Raw genomic sequence first — 21948 nt, 5'->3', positions numbered from 1 at the left:
CACTACAATACGCCACAAAAATGGCGGCGCGGAGGGACGATGCAAGGTGTCATGCTGGTGGAGGACGATGCGCGGCTGGCCGCGCTGGTCAAGGAATACCTGGAGCAATACGACTATGTGGTCGACGTGGTGACGCGCGGCGACCAGGCCCTGGCGCGCTTCCGTGACCTTGAGCCTGACCTGGTCATCCTTGACCTGACCTTGCCCGGCGTCGATGGCCTGGTGGTGTGCCGCCAGCTGCGCCAGCTCAGCGCCGTGCCCATCCTGATACTCACCGCGCGCGAAGACGCCTTCGACGAAGTCTCGGGCCTGGAGCAGGGCGCCGACGACTATGTGAACAAGCCGGTCCAGCCGCGCGTGCTGCTGGCCCGCCTGCGCGCGCTGCAGCGGCGCGGCAGCGCGGCGGCCGGCAGCGATATCGTCATCGGCCAGCTGCGCGTATCGCGCGAGAACCGCGCCGTGCACTGGCGCGGCCAGGAAATCGCCATGAACAGCGCCGAATTCAAGCTGTTCGCCATCCTGGCCGACGCGGCGGGCAAGGTCATGTCGCGCAACGATATCCTCGTCAAGATGCGCGGCATCGAATTCGATGGCCTGGACCGCAGCATCGACAACTGCATCTCGCGCCTGCGCCGCAAGTTCGACGATGGCGCCGCCGAGCGCATCAAGACGGTGTGGGGCGAAGGCTATCTGCTCACGCCCTCGGCCTGGGAATGAACCGCCTGTTCTGGCGTTTCGCGCTGCTGGTGCTGCTGGCCATCGCGCTGGGCAGCTGCGTCATCTACATCACCTTCAGCCGCCTGTTCGGCGATCCGCTCGAGCACATCGCGCGCGACCAGGCCGCCGGCCAGATCTTCCTGCTGCAGCAGTACATCGACAAGGCGCCCGCCGACGAATGGCTACCGCGCCTGAACAAGGTGCGCGAAGTGTCGGACGTCACGCTGGAATTGGAACCCTTGTCCACTGTCCTGCCGGCGCTGCCGGCCGCCCGGCGTGCGCAGCTGCTGCAAGGCGCCGTCGTGATGGACGTGGGCGGCAAGGCCTTCTATCGCCGCGTGGACGGCACGGGCGCGCGCTATGCGGGCAGCGAGGACGACGTGATACACGCGCAAAACCTGCCCATCGACGTCGGCCAGGCGCTGCGCATGGAAGCGATCCGCTTCGCCGTCATCGCCTTATGCCTGCTGCTGCCGCTCGGGTGGTGGACGCGCGCGCACGGCCGCAGCCTGGCGGCGCTGTCGCGCATGGCCGACGATTTCGGACAGGGCGATCTGGCGGCGCGGGCGCGGGTGAATCCCGCGTCGAGCATCGCGCCGCTGGCGGGCCGCATCAATGACATGGCCGAGCGCATCGGCTCCCTGCTGGAGGCGCGCAAGCATCTGCTGCTGTCGGTCTCGCACGAGCTGCGCACGCCGATCGCGCGGCTGGAATTCGGCCTGGCGCTGCTGGCCGGGCCGCATGCGGCCGGCCAGCCCGACCTGCAGCGGCGCATCGACGCCATGGGCGCCGACGTCGAGGAACTGAAAACGCTGGTCAATGAGCTGCTGAGCCTGATGCAGCTCGATCATGCGCAGGACTTGCCGCGCATGCCATTCGCCCTGGCGCCGCTGCTGCGGGACTGTGCGTCGGCGCTGTGCGGGCCAGCGCAGCTGAGCACGAGCATCGCCGGCGATCTGGGCGAACTGCGCGGCGATCCGCGCCTGCTGGCGCGCGCCGTCGGCAACCTGCTCGGCAACGCCGCCAAATATGCCGTCGCGCGCGTGGCGCTGTCGGCCGTGCGCGACGGCGATGCGCTGCGCATCGTGATCGAGGATGATGGCCCCGGCATCCCCGCCGAGCAGCGCGAACAGGTGTTCGCCCCGTTCTACCGCCTGGCCCGCGAGCACGATCATGCGGCCGCCGGCCACGGCCTGGGACTGGCCATCGCCGCCAGGGCCGTCGCGCTGCACGGCGGCGCCATCGCCATCGATGACTCACCGCTGGGCGGCGCGCGCTTCACTATCTGTATTCAGCCATGAGCGCCGGCGCCGCTTTTTTCATGCGCTGCGCCATGTAGGAACTGCCCATGGAGGCGGCCATGATCATGGCGATGGCCAGCCATTGCCCGGCGCCCAGGCGTTCGTCGAGCAGGATGTACGCGAGCATGGCGGCCACGGCCGGCTCCATGCTGCTCATGATGCCGAAGGCCTGCGGCGTCAGGCGTTTCAGGGCCACCATTTCCAGCGAGATCGGTATCGCGCTGGAAATGAGGGCCACGCCCAGGCCCACGCCCAGCACCACGGGCGAGAGCAGGGCGGCGCCGCTATGCATCACACCCACGGGCACCACCACCAGCGCGGCCATGGCCAGGCCCAGCGCCACGGAATGGCCCGCATGCAAATGGCTGGCGCGCTTGCCAAAGACGATGTACGAAGCCCAGCAGACGGCGGCGCCCAGGGCGAACAGCACGCCGGTGGGATCGAGATTGCTGACGTCGTGGCCGAGCGGCAGCAGCAGCGCCAGTCCCGCCACGGCCAGGGCCACCCAGACGAAGTCGAGCGGACGGCGCGAGGCCAGCAGCGCGACGGCCAGCGGGCCGGAAAACTCGATCGCCACGGCGATGCCGAAGGGAATCGTGCGCAGCGCCATGTAGAAACACAGGTTCGTCAGTCCCAGCGCGGCGCCGTACAGGGCCACCGTGCGCAGGTCGGCGCGGCTCAGCTGCCAGCGCCACGGACGCCAGAACAGCAACAGCAGCAGGGCGGAAAAGCCCACGCGCACGGCCGTCGTGCCCTGTGCGCCCACCAGCGGGAACAGGCTGTGCTTGGCCCATGAGGTGCCCAGTCCCAGGCAGGTGACGGAGCCGAGGATGGCGAGCAGGGGAATCAACGAAGAATAGCGGCGTAATGGCATGGGGATAAAAGGCTTGATATCGGAATGACGAAAGTTTATTGTGTCTACTCCGATATTTGCACTGCATTTTGACCGCCATGACGCAACTTTCGCTCACACCTGCCCTTGCCCTCGACACCTTCGACCTGGCCATCCTCGATATTTTGCAGCGAGATAACACGACCTCGCAGCGCGAAATCGCCCAGGCCGTGCATTTGTCGGCGCCGGCCGTGCAGCGGCGCATCCGCCGCCTGCGCGAGAGCGGCGTGATCCGTCATGAAGTGGCCGTGCTCGACGCGAGCCGCCTGGGCCGTCCCCTGACCCTGACGGTGGAAGTGCACCTGCACGACGAACACCCGCAGCGCACGGCCGGCATGCGCGCGCGCATCATGGCCGAGCCTGCCATCCAGCAGTGCTACGGGATCACGGGCGAGGCCGATTACCTGCTGGTCATTACCGCCAGCAGCATGGCCGAATACGAGGCGCTGACGGAGCGCCTGTTCGGCGGCGACGACAATATCCGGCGCTACCGTACTTCGGTGGCCTTGACCTGCCTCAAGATGGGCTTGCACGTGCCGCTGGGATAGCGCGATGACCCTCGCCAATAAGCAACAAGCCGCCGTGACGGCAGCCATGCCCGCCAGCCTCTCCGCCGCCGTGGCCGCTTATCGATGGGCGCGCGACAGCATCGGCGAGTCGGGGGCCGCCGTCTACCGGCTGCAGGGCAGGAACGGTGCGCCGGACCTGTACCTGAAGCACGGCATGGACGTTGCCGCCGCCGACATCTCCGACGAGGCGGCGCGCCTGCGCTGGCTGGCGCAGTATTGCCCCGTGCCGGCGGTGGTCCAGTTCGCCCGCGTGACAGACCCGGACCAGGCATGGCTGCTGACGGCGGCCTTGCCGGGCAAGACGGCATCCGAGCTGCTGGAAGCGAACCCTGCGCTGGGACCCGCCGTGGTCGACGCGCTGGCGGCTTTCCTGCGCCGCCTGCACGCGCTGCCCGTGAGCGAGTGTTCGTTCGACGCTGGCTCTGCCGTTCGACTGGCCCAGGCGCGCCAGCGCATCGATGCGGGCCTCGTCGATGCCGCCGATTTCGATGCCGGGCGCCAAGGCTGGACGCCGCAGCACGTGTGGGCGGCGCTGCAGGACTGCCAGCCGATCACGCCCGATCTCGTCGTCACGCATGGCGATTTCTCGCTTGAGAATATCGTGATGCACGAAGGCGCCGTCGTCGGCTGCCTCGACGTGGGACGGGCTGGCGTGGCCGACCGTTACCAGGACCTAGCCATCGTCTGGCGTGCGCTCGGTGAGTTGGACGCCGGGCTACAGCAAAGGTTTGTTGAGCAATATGGGCTCCTTGATATCGATCAAGGCAAGCTGCAATTTCACTTGCTGCTCGATGAGCTGTTTTGAATGCTGGCAGTCATCATGGTTCTTCGCGCTCGGCGTCGCGTTCGCGGCAGCTCAAGGACGCGTAATGGTCCTTGGGCAGCCGGGTCTTGATGGCAACTTCGTCCAGTAGCTGTCGGATATCGACCGGGTCGGTCAATCTGCAGCGCTGGGCGCGGGCGAACGCTTGCAGCTTCTGCGTGCTGCCGCGCACCTTCACCGTCACGCCAACGCCGGGGCTGACGCAGCAGCCTATGTATTGCGTGATGTATTCCTCTTCGATGAGCACCAGTTCATGCCCCATGAAGCTGGCGGGCTTTTTCAGCAGGTAGTAATCGGTGTAGTCGAAGCGCTGCTCTGGGTGCTTGCCGAGGTAGCCTTCGCGCATGTAAGCCTGGATTGCCTTGCCGGAAGTGCCCACTCTGTCTGTCGTGCCCTTTTTCAGGTGCAGCGCATGGAGCAAGCCCATTTCGAGCCCGGGATTGGCGGCGGCAGCGGCGAGGGCGCTGGCGCCACTGGCGGCGAGCAGAAGAGCGCCGAGCAGGCGGCGGGTGCGGTATTCGGGCATGGCAGTGATTGCTTGCATATCTTTCACGCGAAGAGGAGAAGAGGCGCAGTGTAGCGCACGCCAGCCTGGGCGCATGGCACAATGCGTGATCCGCACGCTACGTGCCACTCACACCAGGACTTTCATGACCCGCGCCATTCTCGACGAAGCCCAGATCCATCCCGCCGCCCGCCCTTTGATCGGCAGCAAGCACCAGGACATCGTGCGCGAGGTGCAGGCCGCCATCGCCGCGCACCAAGTGGTCGTCGTCGGCATGGCGCTCAACCCGTTTCCGCGCAAGGCGCGCAAGATCCTCGACGTGCTGGGCACGCCCTACCAGTACTTGCAATACGGCAGTTATCTGAGCCAGTGGCACCGCCGCAATGCCTTGAAAATGTGGACGGGCTGGCCCACGTTTCCCATGGTCTTCGTCAACGGTGTGCTCATCGGTGGCGCCAGCGAGCTGCAAAAGCTCGTGGAAAATGGCGAGTTCAGCGCCATGCTGGCGAAGAAGGTGCGCCAGTTTTAACTTCTGCCTTATTCGCCCGGCCGCCACGGCGACTTGCGCGTGCGCAAGGGGTCAAGCAAGCCGCGCAAATCGTTGTGGTCGAGCTCATACATCAGCGCGATTAAACTGCCCAGTTCGCCCGAGGGGAAGCCCTCGCGCGCGAACCAGCCCAGGTAGTGACCGGGCAGGTCGGCCAGCAGCCGTCCCTGATATTTCCCATATGGCATTTCGCGCGTGACCAGCAGCGCCAGTTTTTCTGAATTCATGGTGGTGATCCCGTGTTGATCCGGTCAGTGTAGCAGACCATTAGATTGTTGATCTGTGCGCAAGTATCTTCTGCCTGATGAGGTATTTTTCGCCATAAAGAAAACCCCGATACTGCATGCCAAGATCATTTATCGGAGTTTGCCATGCCCATTGCCTTGCTCGCGCTGACCCTCAGCGCATTCGCCATCGGAACCACCGAGTTCGTCATCGTGGGGCTGTTGCCCACCATCGCCGCCGACCTGGGCGTCAACCTGCCATCGGCCGGCCTGCTGGTCAGTCTGTACGCGCTGGGCGTGGCCGTCGGCGCGCCCGTGCTGACGGCCCTGACGGGCAAGATCCCCCGCAAGACCCTGCTGCTTTCCTTGATGGTCTTGTTTACCTTGGGTAACTTGCTGGCGTGGAAGTCGCCGGGCTATGAAACCCTCGTCATCGCCCGCATCCTGACGGGGCTGGCGCATGGCGTGTTCTTTTCCATCGGCTCGACCATCGCCACGTCCCTGGTGCCGAAGGACAAGGCGGCCAGCGCGATCGCCATCATGTTTACGGGCTTGACCGTGGCCCTGGTGACGGGCGTGCCGCTGGGCACCTTCATCGGCCAGCATTTTGGCTGGCGCGAAACCTTCCTTGCCGTGTCGGCGCTGGGCTTGATCGCTTTTGTCGGCAGCCTGCTGTACGTGCCCTCGACCATCCAGCACAGCAAACCCGCCTCGCTGCTGCAGCAAGTGCAGGTGCTGGGCCAGCCGCGCCTGCTGCTGGTGTACGCCATGACGGCCGTCGGCTATGGCGGCTCCTTCATCGCCTTCACCTATCTGGCGCCGATTTTGCAGCAAGTGTCGGGTTTCAGCGCCGGCGCCGTGGGCGCGGTGATGCTCGTGTATGGCGTGTCCGTGGCGTTCGGCAACATCTGGGGCGGCAAGCTGGCCGACAGGAAAGGCCCGGTCAGTGCCCTGAAACGGATCTTCCTGCTGCTGGCGTTTGTTTTGCTGCTGTTGACCTTCACGGCGCCGCACCCGGTGCTCGTCGTCATCACCGTGCTGCTGTGGGGCGCCGTGGCCTTCGGTAACGTGGCTGGATTGCAAGTGTATGTCGTCCAGCAAGCGGAGCACTTCACGCCCCGCGCCGTCGACGTGGCCTCGGGCCTGAACATCGCCGCCTTCAACCTGGGCATCGCCGGCGGCGCCTGGGGCGGCGGCCTGATCGTGGAACACCTGGGCCTCGTGCATACGGGCTGGATCGGCGCGCTCGTCGTGCTGGGCGCCTTCGGTTTGACGGCCCTCAGCGGCCGCCTGGACCGTTTGAATCCGATTCCCGTGCGCACTGGCGGCGAGAAATCGATGCATGCGGTGGGGCACTAAGCTGGCTGGCCTGGTCTGCAAGCAAGTTGCTGTCGCGGATGAGCGCAGGGTTTAGAATAGGGCTTACCTTCCTTTTGCCCCTACTCCCCATGTCCGATACAGCCACATCACCGCTGCGCCTGCGCGCCGCCATCAATCCGACACCGCTGGGCGTCGCCCTGTTGCTCATCGTGCTAGGCGCCTGGTACCTGGCGCAAACCGTCGGCATCAACCAGGCCGCGCTGTACGTGGTGGGCGCCTTGCTGGGCATCACCCTGTATCACGCGGCCTTCGGCTTTACGTCGGCCTGGCGCGTCTTCATCGCCGATGGCCGCGGCGACGGCTTGCGCGCGCAAATGCTGATGCTGGCCGTCGGCGTGGCGCTGTTCTTCCCCGCGTTGTCGGCCGGCACCCTGTTCGGCACGCCCGTCGCGGGCCTCGTTTCTCCCGCCGGCACCTCGGTGATCTTCGGCGCTTTCATCTTCGGCATCGGCATGCAGCTGGGCGGCGGTTGCGCCTCCGGCACCCTGTACACGGTCGGCGGGGGCAGCACGCGCATGCTGATCACCCTGGCCGCCTTCATCGTCGGCTCCGTGATCGGCACGGCGCACATGCCGTTCTGGACGGCGCTGCCGCAGCTCAAACCCATCTCCCTCGTCACGACCCTGGGCCTGGTACCCGCGCTGGCGCTGAACTGGCTCGTCTTCGCCTTGATCGCCGCCATCACGGTGCTGGTGGAAAAGCGCCGCCACGGCAAGCTCGTGGACACGCCCCTGCGCCCGGCGCAGGCGTCGCCGTGGTTGCATGGCCCATGGCCGCTGGTGGCGGGCGCCGTCGCCCTCGTCGTGCTGAACTTCGCCACCCTGGCGCTGTCGGGCAAGCCGTGGGGCGTGACGTCCGCGTTCGCCCTGTGGGGCGCCAAGGCCGCGTCCGTGGTCGGCATCGACACGGCCAGCTGGGCTTACTGGTCGACCAAGGCGAACGCCGCCGCGCTGGCCGCGCCGTTGACGCAGGACAAGACTTCCGTGATGGACATCGGTATCGTGCTGGGCGCCATGCTGGCGGCGGCGCTGGCCGGCCGCTACGCGCCCGTATGGCGCATCCCGCGCCGCTCGATCATCGCCGCCATCGTCGGCGGCTTGCTGCTCGGCTACGGCGCGCGCCTGGCGTATGGCTGCAACATCGGCGCGTATTTCAGCGGCATCATCTCGGGCAGCCTGCACGGCTGGCTGTGGCTGGTCTGCGCCTTCCTCGGCAACGTCGTCGGCACGCGATTGCGTCCATGGTTCGGCCTGGAAGTGGAGAAAGTCAAACCGACCGGCTGCTGAGGCCGGCGTGAACAGGGGCTTTGCTGTATATTTCTGCCCCTGCTCACCTCGCCGCCAGCGCAACACCCATGTCTCCAGTCACCCTGTTTGCCGTCGTCCTCGCGTACTTCCTGATCTTGCTGGGCGTGGCGTGGCGCACCTCGCGCCACGCCACCAACGACAGTTTTTTCATCGGCAACAAGGACAGCAACTGGATGCTGGTGGCCTTCGGCATGGTGGGCACGACCTTGACGGGCGTCACCTTCATCAGCGTGCCCGGCGCCGTGGGGAGCAACGGTTTCGGCTACATCCAGCTGATGCTCGGCTACGTGCTCGGTTACCTGGCCATCACCTTCATCCTGCTGCCGCTGTACTACCGGCTGCAGCTGACCTCGATCTACCGCTACCTGGAACTGCGCCTGGGACGGCGCGCCTACCAGAGCGGAGCGGCATTCTTTATTCTGTCGCGCCTGTTGGGCGCCACGGCGCGGCTGTATCTGGTGGTCAATATCCTGCAAGCGACCATACTCGACAGCCTGGGCGTGCCGTTCTGGCTGACGGCGTGCGTCGTGCTGCTGCTGATCCTGCTCTACACGTATGAAGGGGGCGTCAAGACCATCGTCTGGACCGATACCCTGCAAACGGCGTGCATGCTGGCCGGTCTCGTCATCTGCAGCGTCTTTTTGCTGCGCGAGATGGATTTGTCGCTCGTCGACAGCCTCGAACGCATGCGCGCGCAAGGCCTCACGCGCATGTTCACCACCGACCCGGACAGCCCCGCCTACGTGTGGAAGCATATTCTTGCCGGCATGTTCATCACGATTGCCATGACGGGCATGGACCAGGAAATGATGCAAAAGAACATTTCCGTGCGCACCTTGCGCGACTCGCAAAAGAATATGCTCAGCCTGACCGTGGTGCTGACCGGCGTGCTGCTGCTGTTCCTCTTCCTCGGCGGCTTGCTGCACCTGTACGCGCCGCTGGCCGGCGTGACGGCCACGGGCGATAAATTGTTCCCTGCCGTGGTGCTCGGGCATTTCCCCGCCGTGGTGCAGCTGATTTTCTTCATCGCCCTCATTTCCGCCCTGTTTCCCAGCGTGGACGGGGCGCTCACGGCATTGACGTCGACCTTCTGCATCGATATTTTGGGCGTGCAGCGCCGGCCGGATTTGAGTCCTGCCGTGCAGATGCGCTGGCGCCGGCGTGTCCACCTGGGCTTTTCCGCGCTGTTCCTGATCCTGATCATGGCCTTCAAGTGGATCGACAGTCCCAGCATGATCGTCGTGATCCTGAAGCTGGCCAGCTATACCTATGGTCCGTTGCTGGGCTTGTTCGCCTTTGGACTCGTGAGCCGGCGCGGCGTGCGCGACCGCTGGGTGCCGCTGGTGGCCGTGGCCGGCCCGCTGCTGTGCGCGCTGATCGAACAGGAGCAGGCGCGGCTGTTTGCGCACTACCGCCTCGGCCTGGAATTGCTGATCCTGAATGGCGCGCTGGTGCTGGCCGGCCTGTTCCTCATTTCCACGCCGGCAGAGCAGGGCGGCCAGGGCGCGCAACACTTGTCAAAATAAGACGATTCCAGCCATTTTCAGTTATATTGGTTTCCTTTAGGTACATAACCTCATGGAGCATTAATGTCACTCAACCCCTTCCCGCCGCTGCGCCGCGGCTTTGGCGCATTCTGGCGCGCGCTGGACGCCACCCGCCGCGCCGTCATCAACCTGATTTTCCTGCTGATCGTCATCGCCATCCTGATTGCCATCTTTGGCGGCGGCGCCAAACCCCTGAGCGAGAAGACCACGCTGGTGCTCGACTTGCAAGGTCCGCTGGTCGAGGAGACCCCGGGCGGCGTGCGCGAAGCGGTGCTGGCCAATGTCAGCGGCGAAGTCAAGAAAAGCGTGCAGCTGCGCGACGTGCTGGCGGTGCTCGACACGGCGGCCAAGGACAAGAACATCGGCTCCATGGTGATCCTGCTCGACGAATTGCAGGGCGGCGGCCTCGCTTCGCTGCGCGAAGTGGCGGCCGGCGTGGAACGCTTCCGCGCGACGGGCAAGAAAGTCACGTCCTGGGGTTCGAGCTACAACCAGCGCCAGTACCTGGTGGCGGTCAAGGCCGACGAGGTATTCCTGCACCCGATGGGCGGCGTCATGCTGGAAGGCTTCGGCCGCTACCGCAATTACTACCGCGACGCGCTCGACAAGGTGGGCGTGACGGTCAACCTGCTGAAAGTGGGCACGTATAAAAGCGCGGCCGAGCCTTTCATCGCCAACGGTCCGTCCGACGCGGCGGCCGAAGCGGACCGCTACTTGAACAACGGCCTGTGGACCACCTACACGACGGACGTGGAAAAGGCGCGCAAGCTGCCGGCCGGCGCCATCATGCAGGCTATCGATGCGCTGCCGGCGCTGATGACGGCGGCCGGCGGCGACCTGGGCAAGCTGTCGCTGGACGCCAAGCTGGTCGATGGCCTGAAAACGCGCGATGAGCTGCGCCAGTTCATGATGGCGCGCGGCGCCAAGAACGCGGAAGGCACGAACTTCCGCCAGGTGAACTACACCGACTACCTGGCGCGCCTGCGCCCCGTGCACATCGGCGACGCCGTCGGCGTGGTCATCGCCTCCGGTGAAATCGGCGACGGCATCGCGCCACCGGGCGCCATCGGCGGCCTGTCCACCTCGCGTCTGATCCGCCAGGCGCGCGAAGACAAATCGATCAAGGCCGTCGTGCTGCGCGTCGATTCGCCGGGCGGCAGCGCCTTCGGCTCGGAACTGATCCGCCGCGAACTGGAACTGACGCGCGCCGCCGGCAAACCAGTGGTCGTCTCGATGGGCAACGTGGCCGCTTCGGGCGGCTACTGGATCAGCACCTCGGCCGATGAAGTGATCGCCGACGCGGCCACCATCACCGGTTCCATCGGCGTGTTCGCGATCCTGCCGACGGCCGACAAGGTGGTGGAAAAGCTGGGCATCCACACGGCCGGCTCGCCGACCACCTGGCTGGCCGACGCGGGCAACCCATTGCGTCCGCTCGATCCCCGCTTCGCGCAAGTGATCCAGGGCTCGATCAACCACGTGTATGGCGACTTCCTGAACCTGGCCGCCAAGGCGCGCAAGACGACGCCGGAAAAGATCGATGCAGTGGCGCAGGGCCGCGTCTGGACGGGCTTGCAGGCGAAGGAGCGCAACCTGGTCGACCGCATCGGCAGCTATGGCGATGCGCTGGCCTCGGCGGCCAAGCGCGCCAACCTGGGCGCCGACTACCGCGTGACCTATCTGGAACAGGAAACGTCGAACGTGGACCGCCTGATCGGCATGTTCGGCTCCAAGGCCATGGCTTCGCTGGGCTTGGGCGAGCACGTGAAACTGGGCCTGGCCAGCACGGGCTTGCCGGCCGACGCGGCGCTGGGCATGGCGCAGGACCTGAGCTGGCTGTCCGGCATCACGCGCGAGCACAAACCGTTCATGGCCCTCACGCACTGCCTGTGCGAGGTACCCCTGGGCGGCAAGTAACACCCACATCAACAGCATACCCAAGCCGGCTACGCCCGGCTTGTTTTCCTTGAGGAGCAGAATATGGCAAGTGACATGAGTACACCCACGGGTATCACCATCCGCCCTTGCGTGCCGGGCGATGAAGCGGCGCTGGCGCTGGTGGGCCAGGCCACCTTCCTGGAAGCGTTCGCCGGCATCCTCGATGGCGCCGACGTCATCGCCCATTGCCAGCGCCAGCACGACGTGCAGCTGTACCGCGAGTGGCTGGCGCTGCCGGCCATGCGGCTGTGGCTGGCCGAGGCCACGCCCGGCGGCGCACCCGTCGGCTATCTGGTGCTCAGTCCCGCCAGCCTGCCGGTGGCCGAGCCGCGTCCTGACGATCTGGAAATCAAGCGCATCTACCTGTTGCACCGCTTCCAGGGCCAGCGCGTGGGCCAGCGCCTGATGCACGCGGCCGTGGAGCATGCGCGCGCCAGCGGGGCGGGGCGCGTGCTGCTGGGCGTGTACGCGGAAAACCACGATGCGCTGGCGTTCTATGCGCGCTGCGGCTTTGCGCAGGTGGGTCGGCGCACCTTCCGCGTGGGCCGCACCGACTATCAGGATGTCATCCTCGGCATGACCTTGTAAATCCAGGTAAAGAATCGCCGCCGTCCGGCGCCGCCCGGGCACCCGCGTGGCGCCAGGTCAAGGCGGATGGCGCGAGATTTGTAGCGAGTTTGTATCTGCATGCGAGCTGCCCGCGCCAGGCAAATCCCGGGGCGCGATGCCCCGCAAGCCTGATTTTTCCACCATTCCCCCACAGCGGCGGCATGCCGGCAGGCGTGCAAGCCCGGGCCCACTGCGGCCAGCCATGGATAATTGTTTCAAGTAGAAATGAAACAGTTACATGACTATGCTAGAGTCGTTTCACGCTAGGGAGCGATGTTTTTTCAGCTGATTTTCAGCTCTTGACTCCCCCGGCTGTGTACCGAAACAACCCCGAAAAACGGTCGTCCGGCCTGAGTGTGTTCCACCTCGGCCGGCGCCACAGACTCGCCGTGCCAGCGGCCACTACAAGGATAAGCGATGGATTCGCAGACAACACCCCACACCCCGCGGCGCAGCCGTCGTTCGAAAATCGTCGGCACGGTCATCGCGCTGGCCGTGATGGCTGCGCTGGGGGGCGGTGCCTGGTACCTGACCCATTCCGGCACCAGCGCCCAGCCTGGCGCCGGTGGTCCGGGCGGGCCTGGTGGCCCCGGCGGGCGCCGTGGGGGCCCCTCGACCACCGTGGGCGTGGCCACGGCCGTCAAATCCGACCTGCCCGTGGTGCTCGATGCGCTGGGCACGGTGACGGCCGCGTCCACCGTGACAGTGCGCCCGCAAGTGTCGGGCATTTTGAAGGAGCTCAAATTCAAGGAAGGCGGCATGGTCAAGGCGGGCCAGGTGGTGGCGCAGATCGATCCGGCGCAGTTCGAGATGGCGCTGATGCAGGCCACGGGCCAGCGCCAGCGCGATGAAGCGCAGCTGGACAACGCGCGCCTGACCCTGAAGCGCTATCAAACCCTGCTGGGCCAGGATTCCATCGCGCGCCAGGACGTCGACACGCAGGCGGCATTGGTCAAACAATTGGAAGGCACGGTCATGACGGACCGCGCCGCCGAAGGCACGGCCAGGCTGAACCTGGGCTACACCAAGGTGGTGTCGCCGATCAGCGGCCGCGCGGGCCTGAAGGTGGTCGACATCGGCAACCTGGTGAGCACCGGCGACACGGGCGGCGTGGTGGTGGTGACGCAGCTCTCGCCCATCGACGTGGAATTCTCCGTGCCGCAGGATAAGGTGCAGACCATCCAGGAACGCCTGAACGGCGGCTCGGCATTGGCGGCGCTGGCGCTGGACCGCACGCGCACGCATACCCTGGACAAGGGCAGCTTGACGGCGCTGGACAACCAGGTCGACGTGCAGACGGGCACCGTGCGCGCCAAGGCCCGCTACACGAACGACAAGATGGCCCTGTTCCCCAGTCAGTTCGTCAACGTGCGCCTGGAACTGGGCAATATCACGGGCGCCGTGCTGGTGCCCGTCACGGCCCTGCGTCACAGCAATAATGGCGATTTCGTGTATGTGCTAAAAGCGGACAAGACCGTCACCGTGCGCATGGTCACGCGCGGCCAGGCCACCACCGACATGGTGGAAATCCGCGCCGGCCTGGAAGCGGGAGAACAGGTCATCACGGAAGGCGCCGACCGCCTGAAGGAAGGCGCGAAAGTCACCCTGGCGGGCGACAAGCCTGCCATGGGCGGCGCAGGTGGCGCGGGAACCGCCAACGGCGAACGCCGCCACCGCCGCCAGCACCCTGACGGCGCGGCCAGCGCATCGGCCTCGGCCTCGGCATCCGCCTCCGCGCCAGCCACGGCGCCGGCGAAGGGCGCGGCGCAATGAGTCCATCGACGCCGTTCATCAAGCGCCCCGTCGCCACGGCGCTGCTGATGCTGGCCATCGTGCTGGCGGGGCTGGTCGGCTTCAAGTTCCTGCCGCTGGCCGCCTTGCCGCAGGTGGACTTCCCCACCATCCAGGTGCAGACCCTGTACCCGGGCGCCAGTCCCGAAGTCATGGGGCAGACCGTGACGGCGCCGCTGGAGCGCCAGTTCGGACAGATGTCGGGCTTGCAGCGCATGAGTTCCACCAGCGCGGCCGGCGTTTCCCTCATCACCTTGCAATTCACCCTGGGCCAGACCCTGGACGTGGCCGAGCAGGAAGTGCAGGCGGCCATCAACGCGGGCGGCTCCCTGCTGCCGACCGACTTGCCGGCACCGCCCGTGTACGCGAAGATCAATCCGGCCGACGCGCCCGTGCTGACCCTGGCGATCACCTCGGACACGATGCCGCTGACGCAGGTGCAGAACATCGTCAACACGCGTTTGGCGCTGAAGATCAGCCAGGTCAACGGCGTGGGCCTCGTCTCGCTGTCGGGCGGCCAGCGTCCCGCCGTGCGCATCCAGGGCGACACCAAGTTGCTGGCCTCGTACGGCCTGGGCCTCGACAGCCTGCGCACGGCCATCGCGGCGGCCAACGTCAACAGCGCCAAGGGCAGTTTCGACGGCCCCACGCGCTCGTTCACCATCAACGCCAACGACCAGCTGGTGACGGCGGAAGACTACAAGCGCCTGATCATCACGTATAAAAACGGCGCGCCCGTGCGCCTGCTTGATGTGGCCAACGTCGTCGACAGCGCGGAAAACACGCGCCTGGGCGCCTGGTCCGGCAAGCAGCCGGCCATCATCCTGAACGTGCAGCGCCAGCCCGGCGCCAACGTCATCAAGACGGTCGACGCCATCAAGGCCCTGCTGCCGGACCTGCAGGCCAGCCTGCCGGCGGCCATGAAGCTCGACGTGCTGAGCGACCGCACGACGGGCATCCGCGCCTCGGTCGAACACGTGGAAATGGAACTGCTGTTGTCCGTGCTGCTGGTGGTGCTGGTGATCTTCGCCTTCCTGCACAGCATGCGCGCCACCGTGATCGCCAGCCTGTCCGTGCCGATCTCGCTGATCGGCGCCTGCGGCGTCATGTATCTGCTCGGCTACAGCCTGAACAACCTGTCCCTGATGGCGCTGACGATCGCCACCGGCTTCGTCGTCGACGACGCCATCGTCATGATCGAAAACATCGCCCGCTACATCGAAGAGGGCGAGACGCCGATGGCCGCTGCCCTGAAAGGCGCGTCGCAGATCGGCTTTACCATCATCTCGCTGACGGTGTCCCTGATCGCCGTGCTGATTCCCCTGCTGTTCATGGGCGACGTCGTGGGCCGCCTGTTCCGTGAATTCGCCATGACCCTGGCCATCACGATCCTGATTTCCGCCGTGGTGTCCCTGACCCTGGTGCCGATGATGTCGGCGCGCTGGCTGAAGAGCCACGCCGATGAAAAAATCAGCGCCACGGGCCAGCGCATCCAGGCTTTCCTCGACAAGGTCATCCATCAATACGACCATGCGCTGGTGTGGGTGCTGAAACGCCAGGGCCTGACCCTGCTGGTGGCCCTGGCCACCTTGCTGCTGACCGTCATCCTGTACATCACGATTCCGAAAGGCCTGTTCCCCACGCAGGACACGGGTCAGCTGCAGGCGCGCATCGAAACGTCGCAGGCTGTTTCGTACGAGCGCATGGCCACCTTGCAGCAGGCGGCCGCCAGCGCGCTGCTGGAAGACCCCGCTGTCGATACCCTGAGTTCCCTCGTGGGCGTCGATGCGGCCAACAACACCATGCTGCACACGGGCAGCATGCTGATCAACCTGAAGCGTCCGCGCAGCGGCAGCCAGGACGAGATCATGGAGCGCTTGCGCAACCGCGTGGCCAAGGTGGCCGGCGTGACCCTGTATCTGCAGCCGACGCAGGATCTCACCATCGATGCGGAATCGGGCCCGACGCAGTACCGCGTCTCGCTGGAAGGGGCCGACACGGCCACCGTCACCGAGTGGGCCCGCAAGCTGGCCGCCCGCATGCGTGAAAAAACGCAGCTGCGCAACGTCGTCACGGATGCGGGCGCCACGGGCGCCGCCGTCACGGTGGCGATCGACCGCGACAGCGCCGCGCGCATGTCGGTGACCACGGCAACCGTCGACGACGCGCTGTACAACGCCTTCGGCCAGCGCATCATTTCGACGATTTTCACGGAAACCAACCAGTACCGCGTCATCCTCGAAGCGCAGCCGGGCATCGTCACCACGCCGTCCGACCTGTCGGACCTGCAGGTGCGCACGGGTTCAGGCAAGTCGACGCCCTTGTCCGCCTTTGCCAGCGTCAGCGAAAAACAGGCGCCGCTGCAAATCACGCACGTGGCGCAATACCCGGCCACGACCCTCGGCTTCGATACGACGCAGGGCGTGGCGCTGGGCAGCGCCGTCGACGCCATCCGCCAGGCGGCGCAGGACATCGCCTTGCCGCCAGCGGTGACGTTGACCTTCCTGGGCGCGGCCGGCGCGTATGAAAACTCGCTGTCGAACCAGCTGTGGCTCATTCTGGCCGCCGTCGTCTGCGTCTACATCGTGCTGGGCGTGCTGTACGAAAGCTACATCCATCCGCTGACGATCTTGTCGACCCTGCCGTCGGCCGGCGTGGGCGCCTTGCTGGCGCTGATGATTTCCGGGCAGGACCTGGGCGTGATCGGCATCATCGGCATCATCCTGTTGATCGGCATCGTGAAAAAGAACGCCATCATGATGATCGACTTCGCCATCGAGGCCGAACGCGATGAAGGCAAGAGCCCGCAGGAAGCCATCCACCAGGCGGCGCTGCTGCGCTTCCGCCCCATCCTGATGACGACCCTGGCGGCCCTGTTCGCGGCCGTGCCGCTGATGCTGGGCTGGGGCGAGGGCGCCGAGCTGCGCCGTCCGCTGGGCCTGGCCATCTTTGGCGGCCTGATCGTCAGCCAGGTGCTGACCCTGTTTACCACGCCCGTCATCTACCTGGGTTTCGACCGCCTGGGCCAGCGCTTCGCGCGCAAGACACGCGGCGTCAGCCTGGACAAGCCCGCCGATCATACGGGGAGCGCCGCGTGAACTTGTCCGAACCGTTCGTCAAGCGTCCCATCGCCACCGTGCTGCTGACCATCGGCATCGCGCTGGCGGGCATCGGCGCCTTCTTCGTGCTGCCCGTCTCGCCGCTGCCGCAGGTCGATTATCCGACCATTTCCGTCAGCGCCAGCCTGCCCGGCGCCAGCCCCGCGACCATGGCCACTTCCGTGGCCACGCCGCTGGAACGGCGCCTGGGCGTGATCTCGGGCGTGAACGAGATGACGTCGTCGTCGGGCACGGGCTCGGCTCGCATCAATTTGCAGTTCGACTTGAACCGCAAGATCGATTCGGCCGCGCGCGAAGTGCAGGCGGCCATTGCCGCCGCGCGCGTGGACTTGCCGGCCACCTTGCGCAGCAACCCCACCTACCGCAAGGCCAATCCGTCCGACGCGCCCGTGATCATCCTGGCGCTAACCTCAAAAACGCGCACGCCGGGCCAGATCTACGACGCCGTGTCGAACCTGGTGCAGCAGAAGGTGGCGCAGGTCAAGGGCGTGGGCGACGTGGAACTGGGCGGCGGCTCGCTGCCGGCCGTGCGCGTGGAACTGCTGCCGTACCAGCTCAATCACTATGCCGTGTCGATGGAAGACGTGCGCGCGGCCATCCAGGCCAGCAACGCCAACCGCCCGAAAGGGGCAATCTCCGGCGACGAGCGCAGCCTGCAGATCTATTCGGGGGCGGCGACGGCGTCGGGCGGGCGCAGCGCCGCCGATTACCGCAGCCTGGTGGTGGCCTGGCGCGATGGCGCCGCCATCCGCCTCGACGACGTGGCCGAAGTGGTCGACGGCGTGGAAAACAACAATACCCTGGGCCTGTTCAACGGCGACCCGGCCGTCATCGTGCTGATCACGCGCCAGCCGGGCGCCAACGTCATCGCCACGGTGGACGGCGTGCGCGCGCTGCTGCCGCAACTGCAGGCGCAGCTGCCCGGCGACATCAAGCTGCAGGTGGCGTCCGACAGCACCAATTCCATCCGCTCCTCGCTGCACGAAATCGAGTTCACGCTGATATTGTCCATCGTGCTCGTGGTGCTGGTGGTCAGCGCCTTCCTGCGCAGCGTGCGCGCCACCATCATCCCGGCCGTGGCCACCATCGTCTCCCTGCTGGGCACCTTCGGCGTGATGTACATGCTGGGTTTTAGCCTGAACAACCTGTCGCTGATGGCGCTCACGGTGGCCACGGGCTTTGTCGTCGACGATGCCATCGTGGTGCTGGAAAACACGCAGCGCCACATCGAGGCGGGCATGGACCGCTTCAAGGCGGCGCTCCTGGGCGCGCGCGAAGTGGGCTTTACCGTGCTGTCGATCAGCCTGTCGCTGGTGGCCGTCTTCATCCCGCTGCTGTTCATGGGCGGACAGGTGGGACGGCTGTTCCGCGAATTTGCCGTGACCCTGTCGGCCGCCGTGATGATTTCGCTCGTCATTTCGCTCACCACCACGCCGATGATGTGCGCCTGGCTGCTGAAAAGCGGCGAACCGCACAAGCAGCCGGGCGCCGTGGCGCGCTGGTTCGAGCGCGGCTTCGCGCGCATGCTGAAAGTCTATGAGCATTGCCTGGACTGGGCCCTGTCCAGCGCCGCGCTGGTGATGACCATCCTCGTGTTCGTCGTCGGTCTGAACGTGTATCTGTTCGCGGCCGCGCCCAAGGGCTTTTTCCCGCAGCAGGACACGGGCCAGATCAATGGCGGCATGCGCGCCGACCAGAGCATCTCCTTCCAGGCCATGCAGAGCAAGTTGCGCCAGCTGGTCGACATCATCAAGGACGATCCGGCCGTCGCCACCGTCGTGGGCTTTACCGGTGGCGGACGGGCAGGGGGCGGCTTCATGTTCATCGACCTCAAACCTGCCTCGCAGCGCACCGACAAGGGGCAAGCCGTGATCGCCCGTTTGCGTCCGCAGCTGGCTAAGGTGACGGGCATTTCGCTGTTCCTCAATCCCGTGCAGGATTTGCGCATGGGCGGGCGTTCCAGCAATTCGACGTACCAGTACACCCTGATCAGCGACAACCAGGCGGACTTGAAGAAGTGGGCGGCGAAGCTGGCCGACCAGATGAAGCTGCAGCCGGCCCTGATCGACGTCGACACGGACCAGGCGGAAAACGGCGTGGAGACGTTTGTTTCCATCGACAAGGACCGCGCCACGCAGCTGGGCGTGCAGGTAAAGGATATCGACAATGCCCTGTACAACAGCTTCGGCCAGCGCCAGGTGGCGACCATCTACGATGAACTGAACCAGTACCACGTGATCATGGAAGTGGCGCCGCGCTATGCGCAAAGCCCGGAAGCGCTGCGCTCCGTGTACGTGCCGGCGTCGAATGCGGCAGCCGTCGCCGCCACCGGCACGACGGCCGCCAGCGCTGCCACGGCCGGCACCAGCGTTGCCGCGACGACGTCCAATACGACGGCCGCGCGCGATCCGTCCAGCGGCTCGGCCTTGAGCACCACCCTGGCGCACATGGTGCCGCTATCGTCGTTCAGCAGCTTCGCCGAAAGCGCGACGGCCACCTCGATCAACCACCAGGGCGGCGAACTGGCCACCACCGTGTCGTTCAACCTGGCCGACGGCTACCCGCTCAGCGACGGCCAGGCGGCCGTGGCCCAGGCGGAGTCGGAAATCGGCATGCCCGTCAACGTGCGCGGCAGCTTCCAGGGTTCGGCCAAGAGCGCCCAGGACAGCAACAAGGAGCAGCCGCTGCTCATTCTGGCGGCCATCGTGGTGATCTACATCGTGCTGGGCATCCTGTACGAAAGCCTGATCCACCCCGTCACCGTGCTGTCGACCTTGCCGTCGGCGGGGGTGGGGGCCGTGCTGGCCTTGCTGCTGTTCCGCATGGAGTTTTCCATCATCGCCCTGATCGGCGTGTTCCTGTTGATCGGTATCGTCAAGAAAAATGCTATATTGATCATCGACTTCGCGCTGGAGGCCGAGCGTTCGCGCGGCCTGACAGCGGTGGAGGCGGTGCGCGAGGCTTGTTTGCTGCGTTTCCGCCCCATCCTGATGACCACCCTGGCGGCGGCGCTTGGCGCCTTGCCGCTGGCGATCGGTTTCGGCGAGGGGTCGGAGCTACGCCAGCCCTTGGGGGTCGCCATCATCGGCGGCCTGATTGCCAGCCAGTTACTCACATTGCTGACCACCCCGGTGGTCTACATCCTGCTCGACAAGCTGCGCACGCGCAGCGCCGACGAGCAGCAATTGAGCCGCATTCCTGGGCCAGATAACCCGAGCACACAATCATGAAGCAAGTAAAACCTATCGTATCGACCGTCCCCGCGCGCCGCCTGCTGGCGCTGGGCGCGGCCACCGCTTTCCTGCTGCTGGCCGGTTGCGCCGTCAGCCCCGCGTATGAAACGCCGACGGCCGCCGCGCCGCACACGTTCAAGGAGGCGGCCGGCTGGCAGCCTGCCGTGCCGGCCGACACGCTGGAACGGGGGCCGTGGTGGACCCTGTTCGGCGACGCGCAATTGAATCAGCTGGCCGAAGGCATCGACATCTCGAACCAGAACGTGGCGGCCGCCATCGCCTCGTACGAGCAGGCGCGCGCGCTGGTGCGCGAACAGCGCGCCTCGCTGTTCCCGACCGTGAACCTGACGGGCAGCGGCGCCCGTTCCGGTGGCGGCGGCGAGCAGCAGACGAACAACAACTTCAAGGCGGCTATCGGCGCCTCTTGGGAACCGGACGTGTGGGGCAAGCTGCGCGCCGGTGTGACGGGCGCCGACGCCAGCGCCAGCGCCAGCGCGGCGGACCTGGCCGCGGCGCGCCTGTCGGCGCAGGGCGAGCTGGCCACCAATTATTTTTCGCTGCGCCAGAGCGATGCGCAGATCGCGCTGCTCAATGCCACCATCGATGGCTACAAGCGCGTGCTCGACATCACCAGCAACCGCTTCAATGCCGGCATCGCCGCCAAGTCCGACCTGCTGCAGGCGCAGACGCAGCTGGCCAATGCGCAGATCGACCTGTCGAGCCAGACGCGCGCGCGCGCCCAGCTGGAACATGCGATCGCGATACTTTTGGGCCGCGCGCCGTCCGACTTCAGCCTGGCCGTGGCGCCGTGGACGCTGACCGTGCCCGAGGTGCCGCTGGGCGTGCCGTCGACCCTGCTGCAGCGCCGTCCCGACATCGCCGCCGCCGAGCGTAGAGTCGCCGTGGCCAACGAGCAGATCGGCATCGCCCGTTCCGCGTATTACCCGAGCCTGAACCTGACGGGTTCCTACGGTTCCGGCGCCAGCCGTGTCGGCGACCTGTTCAATGCCTCATCGAGCCTGTGGTCGCTGGGCGTGTCGGCCGCGCAGACGCTGTTCAACGCGGGCGCCACCACGGCCAGCGTGGACGCGGCCAAGGCCGGCCATGAAGCGGCCGTGGCGCGCTACCGCCAGACGGTGCTGGCCGCCTTTGGCGCCGTGGAAGACCAGTTGTCGGCCACGCGCGCGCTGGCCGAGCAGCTGGCCTTGCGCCAGCAGGCGTCAGCGGCCGCCGACCAGGTCGAGCAGCAGATGCTGAACCGCTACAACGCGGGCCAGGTCGGCTATACGGACGTGGTGACGGCGCAAGTGACGGCCTTGTCGGCGCGCCGTTCGCTGGTGCAGGCGCAGGCGGACCGCCAGACGACGGCCGTGGCCCTGATCCAGTCGCTGGGCGGCGGCTGGCATGTGCCGCAGGCGCAGTAAAGGGGACAGTACCGGGGCAGCC

Annotated in this window: 17 protein-coding genes; 14 read left to right on the top strand and 3 right to left on the bottom strand. The window is 66.2% G+C overall.

Going from position 1 to position 21948, the window contains the following annotated elements; translation table 11 throughout:
* Window positions 1-39 precede the first annotated feature (39 nt).
* Complete coding sequence (locus GCN78_RS00390; RefSeq protein ID WP_152249829.1) at window positions 40-717, top strand: response regulator; 678 nt, start codon at window positions 40-42, stop codon at window positions 715-717.
* Window positions 714-2018, top strand: coding sequence for an ATP-binding protein (locus GCN78_RS00385; protein ID WP_152249827.1), 1305 nt, complete (start codon window positions 714-716; stop codon window positions 2016-2018). Before GCN78_RS00390 ends, GCN78_RS00385 begins: the two co-directional genes overlap by 4 nt.
* Here GCN78_RS00385 and GCN78_RS00380 read toward each other — a convergent pair.
* Window positions 1999-2892: an EamA family transporter gene (locus GCN78_RS00380; RefSeq protein WP_152249825.1), complete on the bottom strand. Its 894-nt coding sequence runs from the start codon at window positions 2890-2892 to the stop codon at window positions 1999-2001. The genes GCN78_RS00385 and GCN78_RS00380 overlap by 20 nt on opposite strands.
* Window positions 2893-2969: 77 nt before the next feature.
* Between GCN78_RS00380 and GCN78_RS00375 the strand changes: the two genes are divergently transcribed.
* Complete coding sequence (locus GCN78_RS00375) at window positions 2970-3458, top strand: Lrp/AsnC family transcriptional regulator (protein WP_152249822.1); 489 nt, start codon at window positions 2970-2972, stop codon at window positions 3456-3458.
* A gap of 4 nt (window positions 3459-3462) precedes the next feature.
* Window positions 3463-4284: an APH(3')-I family aminoglycoside O-phosphotransferase gene (locus tag GCN78_RS00370; RefSeq protein WP_152249820.1), complete on the top strand. Its 822-nt coding sequence runs from the start codon at window positions 3463-3465 to the stop codon at window positions 4282-4284.
* 13 nt (window positions 4285-4297) lie between these two features.
* Here the strand turns inward: GCN78_RS00370 and GCN78_RS00365 are convergent, their stop codons facing one another.
* The gene (locus GCN78_RS00365; RefSeq protein WP_152249818.1) at window positions 4298-4828 is read right to left on the bottom strand and encodes a hypothetical protein; all 531 of its coding nucleotides are present in this window, start codon (window positions 4826-4828) and stop codon (window positions 4298-4300) included.
* 124 nt (window positions 4829-4952) lie between these two features.
* Between GCN78_RS00365 and GCN78_RS00360 the strand changes: the two genes are divergently transcribed.
* The gene (locus GCN78_RS00360; RefSeq protein WP_152249816.1) at window positions 4953-5336 is read left to right on the top strand and encodes a glutaredoxin domain-containing protein; all 384 of its coding nucleotides are present in this window, start codon (window positions 4953-4955) and stop codon (window positions 5334-5336) included.
* A gap of 8 nt (window positions 5337-5344) precedes the next feature.
* Here GCN78_RS00360 and GCN78_RS00355 read toward each other — a convergent pair whose 3' ends face one another.
* The gene (locus tag GCN78_RS00355) at window positions 5345-5581 is read right to left on the bottom strand and encodes a DUF3820 family protein (RefSeq protein ID WP_071076391.1); all 237 of its coding nucleotides are present in this window, start codon (window positions 5579-5581) and stop codon (window positions 5345-5347) included.
* A 144-nt stretch (window positions 5582-5725) separates the two neighbouring features.
* On the opposite strand from GCN78_RS00355, the gene GCN78_RS00350 reads away from it, so the two are divergent.
* From GCN78_RS00350 to GCN78_RS00310, 9 genes are all read left to right on the top strand, one after another.
* On the top strand, window positions 5726-6937 hold the full coding sequence (locus GCN78_RS00350; RefSeq protein ID WP_152249814.1) for an MFS transporter: 1212 nt from the start codon (window positions 5726-5728) through the stop codon (window positions 6935-6937).
* A gap of 89 nt (window positions 6938-7026) precedes the next feature.
* The gene (locus tag GCN78_RS00345) at window positions 7027-8244 is read left to right on the top strand and encodes a YeeE/YedE family protein (RefSeq protein WP_152249812.1); all 1218 of its coding nucleotides are present in this window, start codon (window positions 7027-7029) and stop codon (window positions 8242-8244) included.
* A gap of 68 nt (window positions 8245-8312) precedes the next feature.
* Window positions 8313-9791 carry a sodium:solute symporter gene (locus GCN78_RS00340; RefSeq protein WP_152249810.1) on the top strand — a complete coding sequence of 493 codons (1479 nt, stop codon included), beginning with the start codon at window positions 8313-8315 and terminating at the stop codon, window positions 9789-9791.
* Between the two features lie 63 nt (window positions 9792-9854).
* Window positions 9855-11729, top strand: a complete 1875-nt coding sequence (gene sppA, locus GCN78_RS00335; protein WP_152249808.1) for a signal peptide peptidase SppA — start codon at window positions 9855-9857, stop codon at window positions 11727-11729.
* Window positions 11730-11804: 75 nt separating this feature from the next.
* Window positions 11805-12338 carry a GNAT family N-acetyltransferase gene (locus GCN78_RS00330; protein ID WP_152249806.1) on the top strand — a complete coding sequence of 178 codons (534 nt, stop codon included), beginning with the start codon at window positions 11805-11807 and terminating at the stop codon, window positions 12336-12338.
* 438 nt (window positions 12339-12776) lie between these two features.
* Window positions 12777-14132 (top strand): efflux RND transporter periplasmic adaptor subunit, encoded by a 1356-nt coding sequence (locus tag GCN78_RS00325; protein WP_152249804.1) that lies wholly within the window; start codon window positions 12777-12779, stop codon window positions 14130-14132.
* The gene (locus tag GCN78_RS00320; RefSeq protein ID WP_152249802.1) at window positions 14129-17248 is read left to right on the top strand and encodes an efflux RND transporter permease subunit; all 3120 of its coding nucleotides are present in this window, start codon (window positions 14129-14131) and stop codon (window positions 17246-17248) included. The genes GCN78_RS00325 and GCN78_RS00320 overlap by 4 nt, the downstream gene beginning before the upstream one ends.
* Window positions 17245-20499 (top strand): efflux RND transporter permease subunit, encoded by a 3255-nt coding sequence (locus tag GCN78_RS00315; RefSeq protein ID WP_152249800.1) that lies wholly within the window; start codon window positions 17245-17247, stop codon window positions 20497-20499. The genes GCN78_RS00320 and GCN78_RS00315 overlap by 4 nt, the downstream gene beginning before the upstream one ends.
* Window positions 20496-21926: an efflux transporter outer membrane subunit gene (locus GCN78_RS00310; protein ID WP_226939394.1), complete on the top strand. Its 1431-nt coding sequence runs from the start codon at window positions 20496-20498 to the stop codon at window positions 21924-21926. The genes GCN78_RS00315 and GCN78_RS00310 overlap by 4 nt, the downstream gene beginning before the upstream one ends.
* Window positions 21927-21948: the final 22 nt, after the last annotated feature.

Source organism: Janthinobacterium rivuli (assembly GCF_009208735.1).
GTDB lineage: Bacteria > Pseudomonadota > Gammaproteobacteria > Burkholderiales > Burkholderiaceae_D > Janthinobacterium.
Note: the sequence above shows the minus strand (reverse complement) of the source record. Positions and strands in the feature narration are given on the sequence as shown.

Bases quoted from the DNA above. Each gene is read 5' to 3' on its own strand.
- GCN78_RS00350 (WP_152249814.1), top strand. From the start codon at position 5,726: ATGCCCATTGCCTTGCTCGCGCTGACCCTCAGCGCATTCGCCATCGGA.
- GCN78_RS00325 (WP_152249804.1), top strand. From the start codon at position 12,777: ATGGATTCGCAGACAACACCCCACACCCCGCGGCGCAGCCGTCGTTCG.
- sppA (WP_152249808.1), top strand. From the start codon at position 9,855: ATGTCACTCAACCCCTTCCCGCCGCTGCGCCGCGGCTTTGGCGCATTC.
- GCN78_RS00340 (WP_152249810.1), top strand. From the start codon at position 8,313: ATGTCTCCAGTCACCCTGTTTGCCGTCGTCCTCGCGTACTTCCTGATC.
- GCN78_RS00310 (WP_226939394.1), top strand. From the start codon at position 20,496: ATGAAGCAAGTAAAACCTATCGTATCGACCGTCCCCGCGCGCCGCCTG.
- GCN78_RS00365 (WP_152249818.1), bottom strand. From the start codon at position 4,828: ATGCCCGAATACCGCACCCGCCGCCTGCTCGGCGCTCTTCTGCTCGCC.
- GCN78_RS00380 (WP_152249825.1), bottom strand. From the start codon at position 2,892: ATGCCATTACGCCGCTATTCTTCGTTGATTCCCCTGCTCGCCATCCTC.
- GCN78_RS00355 (WP_071076391.1), bottom strand. From the start codon at position 5,581: ATGAATTCAGAAAAACTGGCGCTGCTGGTCACGCGCGAAATGCCATAT.
- GCN78_RS00385 (WP_152249827.1), top strand. From the start codon at position 714: ATGAACCGCCTGTTCTGGCGTTTCGCGCTGCTGGTGCTGCTGGCCATC.
- GCN78_RS00375 (WP_152249822.1), top strand. From the start codon at position 2,970: ATGACGCAACTTTCGCTCACACCTGCCCTTGCCCTCGACACCTTCGAC.
- GCN78_RS00370 (WP_152249820.1), top strand. From the start codon at position 3,463: ATGACCCTCGCCAATAAGCAACAAGCCGCCGTGACGGCAGCCATGCCC.
- GCN78_RS00345 (WP_152249812.1), top strand. From the start codon at position 7,027: ATGTCCGATACAGCCACATCACCGCTGCGCCTGCGCGCCGCCATCAAT.
- GCN78_RS00360 (WP_152249816.1), top strand. From the start codon at position 4,953: ATGACCCGCGCCATTCTCGACGAAGCCCAGATCCATCCCGCCGCCCGC.
- GCN78_RS00320 (WP_152249802.1), top strand. From the start codon at position 14,129: ATGAGTCCATCGACGCCGTTCATCAAGCGCCCCGTCGCCACGGCGCTG.
- GCN78_RS00330 (WP_152249806.1), top strand. From the start codon at position 11,805: ATGAGTACACCCACGGGTATCACCATCCGCCCTTGCGTGCCGGGCGAT.
- GCN78_RS00390 (WP_152249829.1), top strand. From the start codon at position 40: ATGCAAGGTGTCATGCTGGTGGAGGACGATGCGCGGCTGGCCGCGCTG.